General features: G+C 47.9%; 12 protein-coding genes and 1 riboswitch. Of the genes, 10 read left to right on the plus strand and 2 right to left on the minus strand.

Annotation, left to right across the window (positions count from 1 at the left end; translation table 11 throughout):
• Positions 1-13: 13 nt before the first annotated feature.
• The 9 genes from ACESLK_RS17110 (at position 14) to pcrA (ending at position 13,228) form a co-directional block, all read left to right on the plus strand.
• Positions 14-217 carry a hypothetical protein gene (locus tag ACESLK_RS17110; protein WP_373230848.1) on the plus strand — a complete coding sequence of 68 codons (204 nt, stop codon included), beginning with the start codon at positions 14-16 and terminating at the stop codon, positions 215-217.
• 157 nt (positions 218-374) lie between these two features.
• Positions 375-450, plus strand: a riboswitch (cyclic di-GMP riboswitch).
• Positions 451-551: 101 nt separating this feature from the next.
• The gene (locus ACESLK_RS17115; protein WP_373230850.1) at positions 552-1,676 is read left to right on the plus strand and encodes a S1C family serine protease; all 1,125 of its coding nucleotides are present in this window, start codon (positions 552-554) and stop codon (positions 1,674-1,676) included.
• Positions 1,677-1,719: 43 nt separating this feature from the next.
• On the plus strand, positions 1,720-3,627 hold the full coding sequence (locus ACESLK_RS17120; protein WP_373230852.1) for a stalk domain-containing protein: 1,908 nt from the start codon (positions 1,720-1,722) through the stop codon (positions 3,625-3,627).
• Positions 3,628-3,808: 181 nt separating this feature from the next.
• The gene (locus ACESLK_RS17125) at positions 3,809-6,331 is read left to right on the plus strand and encodes a U32 family peptidase (RefSeq protein WP_373230854.1); all 2,523 of its coding nucleotides are present in this window, start codon (positions 3,809-3,811) and stop codon (positions 6,329-6,331) included.
• 302 nt (positions 6,332-6,633) lie between these two features.
• On the plus strand, positions 6,634-7,995 hold the full coding sequence (locus tag ACESLK_RS17130; RefSeq protein WP_373230856.1) for a UDP-glucose dehydrogenase family protein: 1,362 nt from the start codon (positions 6,634-6,636) through the stop codon (positions 7,993-7,995).
• Positions 7,996-8,010: 15 nt separating this feature from the next.
• Entirely contained in the window at positions 8,011-8,886 is an 876-nt protein-coding gene (gene galU / locus ACESLK_RS17135) for a UTP--glucose-1-phosphate uridylyltransferase GalU (protein WP_373230858.1), read from the plus strand.
• A gap of 210 nt (positions 8,887-9,096) precedes the next feature.
• A complete protein-coding gene (locus ACESLK_RS17140; RefSeq protein ID WP_373230860.1) occupies positions 9,097-9,756 on the plus strand; it encodes a hypothetical protein in 660 nt (219 codons plus the stop codon).
• A 381-nt stretch (positions 9,757-10,137) separates the two neighbouring features.
• A complete protein-coding gene (pcrB, locus tag ACESLK_RS17145) occupies positions 10,138-10,857 on the plus strand; it encodes a heptaprenylglyceryl phosphate synthase (RefSeq protein ID WP_373230862.1) in 720 nt (239 codons plus the stop codon).
• Positions 10,847-13,228 (plus strand): DNA helicase PcrA, encoded by a 2,382-nt coding sequence (gene pcrA / locus ACESLK_RS17150; protein ID WP_373230863.1) that lies wholly within the window; start codon positions 10,847-10,849, stop codon positions 13,226-13,228. Before pcrB ends, pcrA begins: the two co-directional genes overlap by 11 nt.
• Positions 13,229-13,306: 78 nt before the next feature.
• Here the strand turns inward: pcrA and ACESLK_RS17155 are convergent, their stop codons facing one another.
• Positions 13,307-13,675, minus strand: a complete 369-nt coding sequence (locus ACESLK_RS17155) for a hypothetical protein (protein ID WP_373230865.1) — start codon at positions 13,673-13,675, stop codon at positions 13,307-13,309.
• A 180-nt stretch (positions 13,676-13,855) separates the two neighbouring features.
• Between ACESLK_RS17155 and ligA the strand changes: the two genes are divergently transcribed.
• Positions 13,856-15,871 (plus strand): NAD-dependent DNA ligase LigA, encoded by a 2,016-nt coding sequence (ligA, locus tag ACESLK_RS17160; RefSeq protein ID WP_373230874.1) that lies wholly within the window; start codon positions 13,856-13,858, stop codon positions 15,869-15,871.
• A gap of 134 nt (positions 15,872-16,005) precedes the next feature.
• Here ligA and ACESLK_RS17165 read toward each other — a convergent pair whose 3' ends face one another.
• Positions 16,006-16,416 (minus strand): DUF4395 family protein, encoded by a 411-nt coding sequence (locus ACESLK_RS17165; protein WP_373230867.1) that lies wholly within the window; start codon positions 16,414-16,416, stop codon positions 16,006-16,008.
• Positions 16,417-16,762: the final 346 nt, after the last annotated feature.

A 16,762-nucleotide genomic window follows, 5' to 3' on the forward strand; every position in this document is an offset into this window, starting at 1 on the left:
GGAGGACTTCCTTATGTTTCTAGCGGAGATAGCTGCGGACGCAAGCACCTTCACGCCGTTCGATATTTTTATGGTGTTATTCACGGTCCTTATTGCAGTTGGACTAGTACGCCTTTTATTGCAGCGGCCTCGCAAAAATATGTTCGCGATCGGATTTGCAGCGGTATCGCTTCTCGTGTTTTTGATTGCAGATGCCAAGATGGTCAGCGGTTGGTAAAAAGTTAAATAACGTTTCTAATAGCGGGTTGGAGATGGAATTCTCCAACCCGCTATTTTTGGTTTAAAGCATTCTCAAATAATATGTTTTTATTTAGCATAATTTGCTATAATCAGACATATTACATCCAAATATTTCTTATTTGTTCTGATCAAACAACCGAAAATGGCAAACCCATTGTGAGATGGGGGCGCAAAGTCATGGGTCCCACGTTGGATCGCCAGACTGCCGAAGTAGCTACAGCCGCATCCTAAAACGTTGCGCAGCCGAACGCTTTGGCGTTACGGTTTTTTTATTTTTTTGGAGCAAGCGTAATTACTAAGGGGGAAGCAGCTTGAAAAGTAAATACTACCGTAAAACAATCCTAGTCACGCTGCTAGTACTGGTGATGACGGCTGCAGGAAATGCGGGGGCTGCTGCGCCGTCCGGGACAAAGGTGCCTATGGACGCCAAGGTCGTTAACGGAGTGGTGTATGTGAAGGCCTCCTCTCTCGTCGCACAGCTCGGGGGCTCCGGATCTTATGACGCTGCTGCCAAGAAGTATAACTACTCACCCCATTCTGTACCCGATGTCATTAAACGCGTCTCTCCTTCGGTAGTGGCGATCATTGGTAAACCGAAAGACGGGGACCCGGGAAATCGATTCGCATTAGCTCACGGTACGGGAGTTGTGGTGAAGAGTGATGGCTGGATCGTTACCAATGCTCATGTCGTCAAGGACATGAACCGAATCGTAGTGGTTACGGCAGACGGAAAGGAATATGAGGGTACGAGCAAACACGTCGATGTGACGAGTGATTTGGCTTTAGTCAAAATAAACGCAAGTAAGCTGAAGCCTGCCGTATTCGCTGCTTCATCGCTCCAAGTGCAAGTAGGCGAAACCGTCATCGCCATCGGAACCCCTGTTTCATTTTCCCTTCGTAATACTGCGACAGTTGGGGTCATTAGCGGGATGAACCGTTCCGTCTCTTCCGATTACAATTTGCTGCAGACAGATGCAGCCATTAACCCTGGTAATAGTGGCGGTCCCCTCGTCAATCTCAATGGAGAAGTCATTGGCATCAACTCTATGAAGTTTGTCGATGTAGATATTGATAGTATGGGTTTCGCTATACCAGCGGATACCGTCCAATATGTTCTGAATCACTTCTATAAATACGGGAAGGTGAAGCGTCCATCCTTGGGCTTGGAGCTGGAAGAAAGCTGGTCGGCGGTCGTAGGCCTTCCTACTGAAGAGCCGATGATGGTCCTTGCCGTATCCTCCAGCAACGCTGAGAAAGCGGGTATTGCCGCTTTGGATCAGCTCTATTCCGTTAATGGGACGCAGGTCTCATCGATGGTGGCTCTGAATGAGTTGCTTAAGGCTTTTTTGCCGGGTCAAACCGTCAACGTAACACTATTATCCGACGGAGATCTAGTAAACCGAAAGCTAGTGTTATCCGAAAGCTCAGCGAATTAATAAAGGGAAGTTATTATGGGAACACCGAGGGGAGCACTCATTCATGCATGTAATTAATCGTTCAAAAAATTGGATGCCGTTATGGCTAGCCGCCCTATTGTTCATCTTATGCGCGTCACCTGTTTCAGCCGCGGAGGAAGCCGCTAAAACCTTCGAGATTCGGGTGAAGGTCGGCAGTAACCAGATGAAAATGAATGGAGCTGCAGTCAAAATCCAGCCTCCGTACCAAACAGCTGGAACTACCATGGTCCCGCTAAGCGTATTAACGAACACTAAAGGCTTCGGGGCGAAGCTGCAGCTGAAAAATAATAAAATCATTACATTAACCTACCAGAAACATGTGATTGTACTGACAAAGGGGAGCAAGGCCGCCACAATCAATGGTAAGAAAGCAACATTGACCGCAGCTCCCGTAGACAAACAAGGTGTAACCATGGTGCCGCTGAAGATCATTGTGAAAACCTTTGGCGCCAAATTATCCAGCGATGCTAAAACAAAAGAACTTATCATTAAGGGAACGGTTGCTGCATCCGGCGATGTTGCTTCAGGCATAGACCCGGATTCCGGCAAATCTCAAATCGGCGACAGCTATTTCAAGTGGTCGATGAACTATCCAACCGGACTTGTCCAAGATTATCAGACGGACCTCGGTGAGTGGATCTCTTTTAGCGATGTCAAGGGAGATTACTATTTGGCAGTCTCTGTAGAAGAGGCTGCGGATCCGCTGGATACGGGCGACAAACGCGATTTGCTAATTGAATACTCAGATTATGATGAGACGATGGTAGACATGAAGACCAGTAAGCGTTCAACGGGAACCTTTGAGCGAATGATCACAAAGAGTAAAAGTGGATTTTTTTATGAATACCGTGCTATCCAAGCAAATGGAAATTTCTACATTCTGGTATTCGGTAAAAAGGCAAAGTCCGCCTCGGAACTGGATGCCAATAGCGGGCTGCTCGACAGCTTTAAGCCTTCATTTAGTTCTACGAATAAATCACTCAAGGATTTAGCGCGGATTAAAGATGGGAAAATAGCGTTCGAAAACTCCGATTATGGGCTTAAGCTACAGTTGCCAAAGGATTGGAGAGCGGATAAAGGAAAATCAAATCCTTATTTTTACGGTCCGGATGATTCCTATTTGTTGCTTGAGGTAAGTTCTATTAATGCTGGTGATACTTTGGATAATTGGGTAGATCGCAGGTTGCAGCTATATAAGGATTTACTAGCGGAAACCTACCGTAAGACACCAGAGGTCAGTTCTATAACCTGGAATGGAATACCGGCGAAATTGGTCAAATCATCTTATTCCAATGATACGATAACATGGATGAATGAATACGAAGTATATGTATTCAATGGAGAACATAAGTATTATATTGACTACACCTTCAAAGAGAAGAATAAAGACAATACAGGCGAAGTAGTGGATCAACTTTTGAATGGGATGAAGGTAGACTTTGCTCATGTGGAGAAATCATTCGGTGAACTTCCGGACCCTAATGACATTGATATCACTACAATGGTGACCAAAACAAATAAAACATATGGTTACAGCATAACATTGCCCAAATATTGGACTAAAGGCGTCACGGATATGGAGAGCGAAGAAATAGATTTTAGCGGCTTTGGTATAGATTTAACGGTGTCAATCGAAGAGGATAGCAGCTTATCTGAAGTTCAGGATATGTTAGAGGGCTTCTTGAATTTAGATTTTGCCGAAATAAAACTAGATTCTAAGTCAACGGTGACATATGCAGGCGTGAGTGCCGCTAAGTATTTGATATCGACTACAAAAGAAGCACCAGATCAGTTTCACTTGACGATTTATATTCTTGAAAACAAAGGTAATGTCTACATTATTGAAGGAGAATTATACGACGCTTACGCATCTGATTTGAACCGCAAGCAGTTAGAGGATGCATTGAACTCATTCCAACTTACGAATTAAATTCCGCTTTCAAATGACTGTCCGAACAAGGGGGGGAACAACCCTCTTATCGGGCAGTTTTTTCATGTATCCGTATCCCGATGGCTCGGAAGCCGTTTTTCTTGGCCCCTTTGCGCGGACTTTGGTATACTAATGACAGATGAATGCCGCATGTTAATGCGGTTTGGAGGTTTAAGTATAAATGTTAGATAAATCCGCCCTAAGGCGTGAAGATATTGAATTGTTAGCACCGGCTGGCGATTGGGAATGTATGCGTGCTGCGGTAGCGAACGGGGCTAATGCCGTTTTCTTCGGCGTGGAGAAGTTTAATGCCCGGGCACGCGCGCACAACTTTCAATCGAACGAGCTTCCCGAGATCATGGCTTATCTGCATAAATACGGGGTTAAGGGTTTTCTGACCTTTAACATTCTCGTGTTCGAGGACGAGCTGCCGGAAGCGCGCAAGCTTGTTGAAGCCTGTATAGATGCTGGAGTAGATGCGGTTATCGTACAGGACTTGGGTTTGGTGAAGATGATCAGGGAGATTTCTCCCGACTTCCCGATCCATGGTTCGACCCAGATGACGATCACCTCGCCAGAGGCGGTTGAATTCATTAAACCTTATGCATTAGAGAGGGTCGTACTCGGTCGCGAAAATAATCTGAAGCAAATTCAGAAAATCGGGGAACAGGCTAAGCTGCCTATGGAAGTGTTTGTGCATGGGGCGCTGTGCGTATCTTATTCCGGGCAATGTCTAACCTCTGAAATGTGGGGAGGTCGATCGGCCAACCGCGGCGAGTGCGCTCAGGCTTGTCGTTTGCCTTACGATCTGATGGTAGATGGAGTCCAGCAGCCGATGGGGGATATCGCTTATTTATTATCGCCTAAGGACTTGGCTGCCATCGATATCGTACCTGAGCTTATTGAAGCGGGAGTCACTTCCTTTAAGATAGAAGGGCGATTGAAAAGCCCTGAATATGTTGCGAACGTTGTAAGCAAATATGGCAAGGAAATCGATAAGTATTTCAGCGGAGACGAATCGGAGCCGTCGAAAGAAGAAGTGCGTGAGCTTCAGCAAAGCTTCTCCCGCGGTTTTACGCATGGGTTTCTAGATGGTACCAACAACAAGCAATTAGTTGAGGGCACCTTTCCTAAGAGCCGCGGCGTATACCTGGGTAAAGTGGAGAAGATCATTCGTGATGCTGTCATTTGCAGATTGGAAGCTCCTTTGAAGCGTGGCGACGGCATTGTATTCGATGCTGGGGACCCGACTCAGAAGGAAGAGGGCGGACGTGTCTATGATGTTCGCAGCTCGGGGCTCAAGCTGGAAGGCGAAGCGCCCGAAGGGGATCTGATTGAGATTGTTCCGGGGCGTAACGACGTGAATTTGAACCGGGTGCATGAAGGTGATCGGATTTGGAAAACAAGCGATCCCGCATTGGATAGAAGATTGCGAAGCAGCTTCGAGACGGAGAAGCCTTATCGGACATTCCCTGTTGCCGTATCGGTATTCGGACAAGAAGGAATGCCAATGCGGACGATTTGGACGGATGTGGGAATGGGCACAACCGTCGCCATCGAATCAGAGATCCCGCTGGAGCGTGCCGAGAAACGACCGCTGGGACAAGAAGTGTTACAAGAGCAGCTTGGAAGGTTGGGCGGCACCTTGTATTACCTAGATCAGCTAGAGGTTGGACTTAAAGGCGACGTTATTGTTCCGATGCGCGAATTAAATCGGATGCGCAGGGAAGCAGCGGAACAATTGGAAATCCTTCGGGAGCAGCCGCCTCAGTATTTCAAGCATAATATCGATGAGTATGAGGATTCCTTTTCTGCAGCTAGCGATAGTCCGTTGCAATCCAGCGATGTAGTGATGACTGCGCTTTGCCGGACGCTGGAGCAAGTAAAAGCAGTCGTGGAGACGGATGTCTCGCTCATTTACGCTGATTTTGAATTCATCAAGCAGTTCCCGGATGCAATCGAAGTGTGCCGTACCGCGGGCAAACGTATTGCGCTCGTCACGCCGCGTATTCATATGCCTGGAGAGAACGGATACCATCGGAATATATTGAACCTAAAGCCTGATGCAGTGCTTGTCCGTAATACGGGCGCACTGTACTATTACTTGAAGGATCGGATGGAGAAGCCGGATGCAACTCACCCGCTTATTATCGGTGATTTCTCTCTGAATGTGGCGAATCACAAGACTGTGAACCTTTTCCGCGAAGCAGGCTGTGACTGGGTTACTCCTTCTTACGATTTGAATATTCAACAGATGGTCGATATGCTTCGCCGTGCGGACACCTCCAGGCTTGAAATCGTCATCCATCAGCATATGCCTATGTTCCATACCGAACATTGCGTATACTGCACCTTCATGAGCGAAGGGACGGATTACACGAACTGCGGCCGGCCTTGCGAGGAGAAGCGGGCTTCGTTGCAGGATCGAATCGGGATGTCTCATCCCGTTCGCGTAGACGAAGGCTGCCGAAATACGGTTTACAACGCGATTGAACAATCAGGCGCTGAATATCTAAGCACCTTTATGGAGCTAGGCGTGCGCTCCTACCGCGTTGAGTTTCTTGAGGAGACTGCGGATAAGGTGCATGAGGTATTGTCACTATATCGCGCAGCCATCGACGGACGTATCGGCGGAACCGAAGTGTGGCGCAAGCTGAAGGCCATTAATCAGCTTGGCGTTACTCGCGGACAGCTGGTTAAATAACTATGAAAATCAGCCTGTCACCGTTAGCAAAGGTGACGGGCTTTTTTTTAATTTTCAGAATAAACATTATTAGGAGGCATCAAGGACCATTCGGGCATAGCCTTCCCCGGTCTCCGAAAATTTACATACCTCTAACACAAAGAAGGAGTTTCTATTTCAAACTGGTGCTACAATCAGAACAATACAAAAACACACTTACCTGAACTTGTCCGTCATAGGATTCCAGTGCTGATAATCAAAAGCCGTAGCAGTCACAGTTGTTCTCCGGCGGAATGGATCGATATAGAGGAGGAAACAAACCCATGAAGATGGCTGTCATAGGAGCAGGGATCGTTGGATTAGCAACAGGTGCGGGATTCGCTGATCTGGGGCATACCGTTCAATGTGTAGATATCGATACAAGTAAAATCGCCCAACTATCCCGCGGAATCATTCCTTATTACGAGCCGGGGTTGGAAGCGTTGGTTTTGCGTAATACTGCCGCAGGGCGTCTGAGCTTTGGGCATGATCCCGCAAAAGTATTGCTTGAAGCGGAGTTGGTTTTTATTGCGGTTGGAACGCCCACTGGAGATACCGGGGAGATGTCTTTAGCTGCCTTGTGGTCGGCGATTGATCGCTTAGAAGCCTGGCCGCAGTCGGATGTCAGAAGGATTGTTGCGATTAAAAGCACCGTCCCTGTTGGAACGTCAGAGCGGGTTGAGTCAAGGCTAAGAGGGCGTCTGCCGGAGCATTGCTTGGTGGATATCGTCTCCATTCCCGAGTTTATGAGAGAAGGAAGCTCAGTTCGTGACTTCTTCGAGCCTTCGCGAATAGTGATTGGGACCTCGTCTGCGGATGTCGCAGAGAAACTTACTCAGCTGCATCAGAGGCTGCCCGGACCGATATTAGCGACCGATCGCCGCAGCGCTGAGCTTGCTAAGCTTGCCGCTAATGCATGTCTTGCGGTGAAAATATCGTTTGCGAATGAAATTGCTGCACTTGCTGAACAGACCGGAGCGGATTATCCTTCTGTTGCTCATTCATTGGGCCTGGATCCGCGGATTGGCCCCCACTTTCTCGCAGCAGGTCTAGGCTTTGGCGGCTCTTGTCTTCCGAAGGATACTCGGGCTCTTGTCCGATTGGCGGATGAAGTGGGTGCTCCTCAAACCCTAGTTGAGGCGGCCGTTCGCGCGAACGCGATGTTACCCCTGCGGATGGTTCGTAAGCTGGAGGCTGCTATTTCCGATCCCCGGCGTCGCAAGGTAGCGATCCTAGGGCTTTCCTTCAAACCGGGTACCGATGATATTCGGGAGGCGCCTGCTTTACGGCTGATTGCAGAGTTGACCCGCCGTCACCCAGGAATCACCCTTACTGCTTATGATCCAGAAGCGGGTGCGGCCGCTCGTAAAGTGCTTCCCTCGTCCGTGACCGTTTGCGATTCTGCAGAAGAGGCTTTAAAGGATGCGGATGCAGCAATTCTCGCCACTGAATGGAGGGAGTTCCGACATATTCCAGCCGATGACTTTAAAAAATGGATGAATCGACCTATAATTATGGATGGAAGAAATGCATTGGACGCTGCTGCGCTAAATGCGCAGGGTGTCGTATGCATTGGTGTCGGACGTTTGCCTGTCTTGCCGAAAGAATTCATTCGGAGGGCAGGCGAGCTTGTACCGAAAATCTAGAGAGGACGCCTGTTCATGAGAATTCGAAAGGCCATTATACCGGCAGCGGGAATGGGAACGCGGTTCCTTCCAGCAACCAAAGCGATGCCTAAGGAAATGTTACCCATTATCGACAAGCCTGGTATTCAATATATTGTCGAAGAAGCTGTTGCATCCGGCATTGAAGATATACTCATTGTTACGGGTAAAGGCAAGCGTGCCATTGAGGATCATTTCGACAGCTCATATGAGCTTGAACAGAGCTTGCTCTTGAAGGGGAAGCTCGATCTGCTATCTGAAGTTCAGAAGCCTTCGGATTTGATTGACATCCACTATATTCGTCAGAAGGAGCCAAGAGGACTCGGTCACGCTATCTGGTGTGCGCGTAAGTTTATTGGCAACGAGCCTTTTGCCGTGCTGCTCGGCGATGATATCGTTCAATCCGAGGTTCCGTGCCTAAAGCAGATGATGGATGTATATGATCAAGTTCAAGGCTCTGTTCTTGCAGTTAAAAATGTACCCCATGACGAAGTTTCTCGCTATGGAATCATTGACCCGGATCCAACCGGCGGCGATGGTGATCGTATACTTAAAGTACGCGGTGTCGTAGAGAAGCCGTCACCTGAGCGCGCTCCTTCTGATGTAGCGATTATTGGCCGATATATATTGACTCCGGCTATCTTTGATATCTTAGAAACACAAGACATCGGAGCTGGAGGAGAAATCCAACTAACCGACGCGATCTATCGCTTAATGAAGGATGAATCCGTCTATGCTTATAATTTTCATGGTAAACGCTATGACACCGGTGAGAAGCTTGGTTATTTGAAGACAATCATCGACTTTGCCTTGGAGCGTCCAGATCTGAAGGATGAAATTCGGCAATACATAGAACAAAAGCTAGGGCGTTGATTTGGAAGTTTATACGTGCGGAACCCCAGGTGCGGAACCCAAGTGCGGAACCCCAGGTGCGGAACCCAAGTGTTATCCTATACTAGCTCGACAAAATTCTCCTTATTTGCTAAGGTGGAAGTATCAACGAATACGCGTGAAGCACACGCCGCTTGTCTCCAATTGGAGATAGGCGGCGTTTTTCGTTTACCATAAGGAGGAAAAGCGCCGATGTTCGAGAAACAGTTCGAAATTTATTTTAATGAGCAGAAACGCTCAGCAAACCCTAGAAGATTGGAGATGCTTCAAAAAAATTTGACAGGAGAAATCAAGTTACTTAAAGACGTGTTATGGCCGGTTATTGGTACGTTCGATGATTTAGAGATGGAATATGAGATGATCAGCTTGACTGGGATTCGAATTTATGGGGATTTTTTCTATAAAGCATTCAGAATCATCTTTGAGTGCGAAGGGTTCGTAAGTCATGCAGAAACGATTACTCGTGATCGATACGATTTTGAGAAGATGCGGATAAGAACCTTCGCCCAGAACGGTTATATCTTTTACCCATATAGTTGGGACGATCTAGATAAGAGGCCTGAAGTTTGCAGACGAGCGCTTTATGCATTGTTAGGCAGACTTGGGAGTTCAGGAGGAGTAACTCAATTTGATTTAACGGTTAACGAACGCGAAGTTCTTCGTTATGCTCTCCGCTTGAACCGTCCAATTCGATTGGATGATGCTTGCTACTGTTTACAGCTCGGGAAGTCAACGAGTGCTGTTGTGCTGAAGTCCTTATATAACAAAGCCCTAATTCAGTCTGTTGGAAATGGAGTACATCGAATTCATACATATGAGGTTACTGAAAAGGGTCGGCAGACTTTGTTTTAGGAAAAAATAATCTTCTGTAGCACATAGCTTCCGATCGAGAGGTATTATCTGTAAAAACTACAGCTACAGCACCCGAATGGCACACCTTGGTATTAATAGCTGTAAAAACTACAGCTACAGCGCCGAATGTCGCCCATGGACATCGATAGCTGTAAGAACTACAGCTACAGCACCCGAATGGCGCACCCTGGACATCGATAGCTGTAAGAACTACAGCTACAAGAATCTCCACACCCCCACCCCACCCCCATCGGAGCACAAAAAGCGAACAAATATTCTCCATTCCACCGCTTTACTCCTTGGAAGAACGAGCGGTTTCCTGTAAACTAGGAGAAAACCCTGAATGGAGGCGTTACGCCTCCTTCATCTGATGGAGGCTCTATGCTCCCTTCTTTCTATAGCAGTTGGAAACATATATTTAAGCTAGATCCCGAACGGCCGATCGACGACAAGACGCTGGACGCTTTGTGTACCTCCGGAACGGATGCCATACTTGTTGGCGGCTCAAGCGGATTGACGTTCGACAATACGGTGGACTTGCTGTCACGAGTACGCAGATATGAAGTGTCATGTGCTTTGGAGTTATCCGATCCAGCGTGCGGAGTGCCGGGGTTCGACGGTTATTTCATTCCTATGGTGCTGAACACGAATCGTATGGAATGGCTAATCGGCCGTCATATCGAGGCTTTGCGTGACTTTGGGCACCTCATTCCATGGGAGCTGGTTGTAGGCGAAGCTTACCTCGTTCTTAACGGTGATTCGACGGTTGCGCGAGTGACCGAAGCCAACTCCGCCATCGACCACATTGAAGCGGTCGCATACAGTCAAGTAGCGGATCGCCTCTGGAATGTTCCCGTGCTCTATATCGAGTATAGCGGGATGTTTGGCGATATGTCTTTGGTCCGAAAAATCGGAAATGGATTAAAGCAGGCGCATTTGTTCTATGGCGGTGGAATCGATAGCCCGGAGCGGGCAAAAGAAGCGGCGGATGCAGCGCATACGGTTGTCGTGGGCAATATTATTTACGAGAATTTGGACGCTGCGCTAGCTACGGTAAGTGCGGTTAATCCTTCGATAAAGGAGCAAGATCATGTTTTTTGAACCGGCTGATACTCAATCGATAGATATCGATGCGTCAATTAATAAACTGAATCCGAAGCAGAAGGAAGCTGCAATTTCAACCCAAGGTCCGTTGCTTATTATGGCGGGAGCGGGAAGCGGGAAGACGAGGGTGCTCACGCACCGAATCGCGTACCTGATTTCCAAACGCCTGGCTGCCCCTTGGAGCATTCTGGCGATTACTTTTACGAACAAAGCCGCACGAGAAATGCAAGAACGCGTATCTAAGCTTGTCGGTCCATCGGGCCGAGATATCTGGGTCAGCACCTTTCACTCGATGTGCGTGCGTATTCTGCGCAAAGATATCGAGCGGATAGGATTCGGCTCTAATTATAGTATTCTCGATTCTACCGATCAGTTATCCGTTATCCGCAACGTCATGAAAGACAACAATATCGACACGAAGAAAATCGAGCCCAAAGCGGTGCAAGCGGCCATTGGCGCGGCGAAGAACGAATTGGTGACTCCCCAGCAGTATGAGCAGCGGCAGGGCGATTATTTTGAATCCATCGTCGCTAAAGTGTACACCCAATATCAGCGCAGGCTGAAGAGCAACAATTCCTTGGATTTCGACGATCTTCTATTGATGACCATTCAATTGTTCAAGGAAGTTCCGGAAGTACTGGAATTCTATCAGAACAAATTCAAATATGTACATGTAGATGAATATCAAGATACGAATAAAGCGCAATATACATTGTGCAAAATGCTGGCCGAGAAGCACCACAATATCTGCGTTGTCGGTGATAGCGATCAGTCGATTTACCGTTGGCGCGGGGCGGATATTACGAATATTCTTAATTTCGAGGCGGATTATCCAGAGGCCACTAGTATTTTGCTAGAACAGAACTATCGTTCAACGTCTACGATTCTAGATGCGGCGAACTCCGTCATCAAGAATAATCTCGGCCGCAAAGCAAAAAATCTATGGACTGACCAGAACGGCGGAGACAAGATTACGGTATACCAAGGCGACTCCGAGCATGAAGAGGGTTATTTTATCGCTGGGGAAATTCGTAAGCAACGTGAGAACGCTAAGCGCTATAGTGATCACGCCATCTTGTATCGGACGAATGCGCAATCCCGGGTCGTCGAGGAAATTCTCATCAAATCGGAAATTCCCTATCAGATTGTCGGCGGCATCAAGTTCTACGACCGCAAAGAAATTAAGGATATCCTCTCTTATTTGCGGTTAGTGTCTAATCCAGACGATGATAATAGCTTAAACCGGATCATCAACGTTCCGAAGCGGGGCCTCGGGGATACGACGATGGCGAAGGTGCAAGAGGAAGCGTCTCGCAAGGGTATCTCCATGTTCAAGCTGCTAAACGAAGGCGACGGACTGCTTGGAGACAGCTTGTACCATTTAGACATTCAGAATCGGGCGAAGGTTGCCTTATCTCAATTTCGCGATCAAATTTCTAACTTAACGGCAATGGTAGAATATTTGTCAGTAACGGAATTAACCGAGAAGCTGCTGGAAATGACGGAATATAGGCTGGAGCTGCAGCGTGAGAATACGTTGGAATCCAAATCGCGGCTTGAAAATATCGAGGAGTTCCTATCCGTTACCCAAGAGTTCGAGAAGCGCAATGACGACAAGTCATTGATCTCATTTCTAACGGAGCTGGCGCTGGTTGCGGACATCGATTCGATGAATGATGAAGAGGATGACGGCGATGCCGTTACTCTAATGACTATGCACAGCGCTAAAGGCCTTGAGTTTCCAATCGTCTTTATCGTCGGTATGGAGGAGGGCTTGTTTCCAAGCAGCCGAGCCTTCATGGATAATGCCGAGATGGAGGAAGAACGGCGGCTCGCATATGTAGGCATTACGAGAGCGGAGAAGAAGCTTTACCTTACGTGCGCGCGCATGAGATTGCTTTATGGTCGGACGAGTACAAATGCGCCGTCTCGATTCTTGGAGGAAATACCTAGAGAACTGAAGGAAGCAGTTGAAACTGCCGGCGGGAGCCGTCCCGGTTCCTACGGCGGGTATAGCTCACGCCTAGGCGGCGGAGGCTTTGGAGCCCGCAGCGCTGCGCCGGGCAGCGGCGGAGCAAGCTCTTTCGGCGGAGGCGGCGGATTCGGCGCGCGTCCATCAGTTGCCAGTGCTGCAGGTGCACCAACGGGCAGCTCAGTCGTTCGTCCTACAACTGCATCTGCCGCGAAGCCTGCAGGAGAAGGCATGGCGGTTGCCGCCGGCGACAAGGTTGAGCATGCGAAGTGGGGGATCGGAACGGTCGTCTCCGTTAAAGGAACGGGCAACGATGTAGAGCTGCAGATCGCGTTTCCGGCGCCGACAGGTGTTAAGAGACTGCTGGCCGCATTCGCTCCGGTTAAGAAAATATAGAAAAGACCGCCGAGTAATCAAATCGGCAGTCTTTTACGGGCTCCTTGGAGCTCGTTTTCTAATTGTCAGAAATCTGTGTTATCGGCTCCTGCCCAAACCTGAACCTCCGTAGCCTTGATGATGATAATCGGGGGTGCGCAATTCCTGTAAAATATCCATGTACTCAATATGCCGCTTCGTCTCAATCGTGCCGATCTGGTAAATGTACCGATAAACTTCAACCATGCTATCGTTAAATCGATTCGTCGCTTTGTCATGGTCTGCGGATTTGTAAGGAATATGTGCGCGCAAGTACGTTCTCTCGATCATTTTTTGTTCCTGATTGAGCAATCCGAGCAGATGGTTTCTTTCCTCTTCCGTCGCCAGAATAGTAAGCTGGTCCGTCGTGGACGGTTCTGTACCAACCATATTCGCTGAGACGGAGACGTAATATCTTTGTTTGTCCATCTCCCTCACCTCCTATTATATTAGGCTAACAATCATTAAACAGAGGGATTGGACATGAAACAGAAGGAAAGAGCGTTGGCCTGCGAAAGCTCCGGTTTGACAGCGTTTGAGCACTGAAATAGACTAGGGAAAACAACCTATATTTCCGTTGAAAAGTGAGGTTAATCAAGCATGCCGCAAATGGATTTGCAGGTGCGAATGAGAGAGCTTGTAGATGAGCTGAACAGACACAGTCATCGTTATTATACGGAAGACAATCCGACGATCAGTGATAAGGAATACGATGTCCTCTATGATGAGCTGACACAGCTGGAGCGGGAAAGCGAAACGATACTGTTGGATTCTCCGACGCGGAGAGTAGGAGGAGATATTCTGAAGGGCTTCGAGCCTCACCGCCATCTCTCCCGGTTATGGAGCTTGGATAAGGCGCAGAATATAGATGATCTCACCGCTTGGGCTGCGAGGGCCAATCGCCTCATAGCCGATTATAATGCCAAGAATCCGGCAGATCCTCTTCCTCCGGCGGAATATGTCTTGGAGCTGAAGTTCGACGGATTATCCCTCAACTTAACTTACAATGATGGTGAATTAGTTCAGTCCGCGACTCGGGGTAACGGAGAAATTGGAGAAGGAATTCTAGCACAGGCTCGTACGATCCGTTCCGTTCCGCTTGCAATTGGATTTGAAGATGGAACGATCGAAGTTCAGGGTGAAGGCTTCATGCGTCTGTCCGTACTTGAGGAATATAATAAAACGGCAATTGAGCCGTTGAAAAATGCACGTAATGGTGCGGCGGGAGCACTGAGAAATCTCGACCCTCGGATTACGGCTTCACGTAAGCTCGATGCTTTCTTCTATAATGTCGGATTTGCAGAAGGGGTCTCATTTGACAATCATCGTGACATGATGGGCTTTCTTCGGGAGAACCGTTTTCCGGTAAATCCTTATACGACTTATTTTTCCTCGGTAGAAGAAGTAGTTAAGGAAATAGAAGGAATCGTTGAGCGGCGCGGACATTTGGACTACCTTATAGACGGTGCCGTCATCAAGCTGACAGACATGAGAACGCGGGCGGCTTTAGGCTATACGGATAAGTTCCCAAGGTGGGCAGTCGCGTACAAGTTCGAGGCGGAAGAAACAACAACCGTGTTGGAATCCGTTTCCTGGGAGTTAGGGAGAACGGGCAAGGTTACACCGTTAGCGCGCGTGGAAGCCGTAGAATTAGCGGGTGTAACGGTGCAGAATTGTACGCTTAACAACATTGGCGATATTGAACGCAAGAACTTGTCCCATGCCCTGGGAACTCGTGTATTCATCCGTCGATCCAATGATGTTATCCCTGAAATTCTGGGCAAAGCGGATGAAGAGGAGGGTGGAACGATTGAGGTCCCGACGATTTGTCCGGGCTGCGGTTCTCCGTTAGTCATTAGGGGTGCCCACCTTTTCTGTAACAACCGTCTAGGCTGCAAACCGCAAATAATCGGTCGTATTACCCACTTCGCCTCCAGGGACTGCATGGATATTGAAACGTTTAGCGGAAAAACGGCGGAGCAGCTCTTCGAGGAAGTGAATGTACGAGAGCCGGCGGATTTATATAGTCTTGACTTTGAGGATCTCGTTAAGCTGCAGCGTTTCGGCGAGAAGAAAGCAACGAATTTACTTGTCGCGCTGGAGAAGTCCAAGTCCCGAGAGCTGGCGCCTTTCCTTAATGCCTTGGGTATTCCCAATACGGGTAAAGCAACGACCAAGATGCTGGCTGAGCACTTCGGTGATTTGGATCGAATAATGACGGCGGAGATCGAAGAGCTGACAGGGCTGCCGGATGTTGGCGGTATAGTTGCGGAGAGCATCTATAACTATTTCCGTGATCCGCTTACACAAGAGAGCATTGCAAGGATGCGTGCATTAGGAGTGAAAGCGGAAGTCGCGCGATCTGCTGCAGCCGATGCCGATGCTAACCATCCGTTGTTTGGTAAAACCGTCGTGTTAACGGGAACGTTGACGGTTATGACTCGTGACGAGGCTTCGCAAAGGCTTGAGGCACTTGGTGCTAAAGTATCTGGAAGCGTATCTAAGAAAACCGATCTTGTTATCGCCGGAGAAAGCGCGGGCAGCAAGCTGACTAAGGCTCGCGATTTGGGTATTCCTGTGCTTGAGGATCAGGAAGAATTACTGAGGCTGCTCGGCGGCTTATAATAGAACATTGGCCAAAGCCTATTTTCTCCCCGATTCTGTAGGCATTTTCAGCATTATTATCTCCATAGCTGCAAAAAAGACTGCACTCACTTCGTTTGAGAGCAGTCTTTTTCTATGGTAAGGAAGGGGGGGGGTTAAAATCTTCTTCCTACGCGGATCTGCTTGACCCAAAAGTAAATCGTGCATCCGATGCAGTAACCTAGCAAAGCGGCACCCGCGGCGAGAAGTAACATCGCAGAGAAAGCGTAACCGATAATCTCCCAGCCTATTGCGAAAGAGAGAAGGGACAAAATGAGAAATAAAATCGCTAGGATGTTATTGAAACGTTGAAGCTCTACAGCTTGCATTGCTGTTCCCTTTCCATTCAGAATGAGCTTGGCGATGGCTACGAACAAATTGAACCGTCCATTCGTTAGCAGACCGACTAATTGGATAAGTAATAAAACCGCTAATAACCAAGGCTGTTGCAATAGGAAAGCTAGTATGACAATTAAAACAATGCCGACCTGATTGGCTTTAACATAACGCATGGGGACTTCGAGCATATTTGATCACCTCCAAAGTCTATGAGTTTACTTAGATTTAATGTAATGGAATAAAATCGCGATAGCAATAGTAATTGAACATTATTGTATTAGAAAAGTGTATCGATATATTCCGGAATACAGCAGGTTGAACTAAAAAAGATGTATGAAATTTCCAGTATAAAAAAGGTTGCAATTGGTTATGGGGCTGTGATATATTATTTAAGCCGCTTCAAGAGGGCACACGATAAACAAGCGATTGGTTATCACGAATTGTTCTTTGAAAACTGAACATTGAGCGTAAGAAAATGAACAAAACGTCGGAAGATGACTTCGGTTATCGGAAGGCAAACCAGTTGTAAAGATT

Origin of the sequence: Cohnella sp., from assembly GCF_041640265.1 — a bacterium.
GTDB lineage: Bacteria > Bacillota > Bacilli > Paenibacillales > Paenibacillaceae > Cohnella.

Excerpts from the sequence above, each read along its gene's own strand:
- ACESLK_RS17110 (WP_373230848.1), top strand. The coding sequence starts at position 14 with ATGTTTCTAGCGGAGATAGCTGCGGACGCAAGCACCTTCACGCCGTTC.
- ACESLK_RS17120 (WP_373230852.1), top strand. The coding sequence starts at position 1,720 with ATGCATGTAATTAATCGTTCAAAAAATTGGATGCCGTTATGGCTAGCC.
- ACESLK_RS17125 (WP_373230854.1), top strand. The coding sequence starts at position 3,809 with ATGTTAGATAAATCCGCCCTAAGGCGTGAAGATATTGAATTGTTAGCA.
- ACESLK_RS17130 (WP_373230856.1), top strand. The coding sequence starts at position 6,634 with ATGAAGATGGCTGTCATAGGAGCAGGGATCGTTGGATTAGCAACAGGT.
- galU (WP_373230858.1), top strand. The coding sequence starts at position 8,011 with ATGAGAATTCGAAAGGCCATTATACCGGCAGCGGGAATGGGAACGCGG.
- ACESLK_RS17140 (WP_373230860.1), top strand. The coding sequence starts at position 9,097 with ATGTTCGAGAAACAGTTCGAAATTTATTTTAATGAGCAGAAACGCTCA.
- pcrB (WP_373230862.1), top strand. The coding sequence starts at position 10,138 with ATGCTCCCTTCTTTCTATAGCAGTTGGAAACATATATTTAAGCTAGAT.
- pcrA (WP_373230863.1), top strand. The coding sequence starts at position 10,847 with ATGTTTTTTGAACCGGCTGATACTCAATCGATAGATATCGATGCGTCA.
- ACESLK_RS17155 (WP_373230865.1), bottom strand. The coding sequence starts at position 13,675 with ATGGACAAACAAAGATATTACGTCTCCGTCTCAGCGAATATGGTTGGT.
- ligA (WP_373230874.1), top strand. The coding sequence starts at position 13,856 with ATGGATTTGCAGGTGCGAATGAGAGAGCTTGTAGATGAGCTGAACAGA.
- ACESLK_RS17165 (WP_373230867.1), bottom strand. The coding sequence starts at position 16,416 with ATGCTCGAAGTCCCCATGCGTTATGTTAAAGCCAATCAGGTCGGCATT.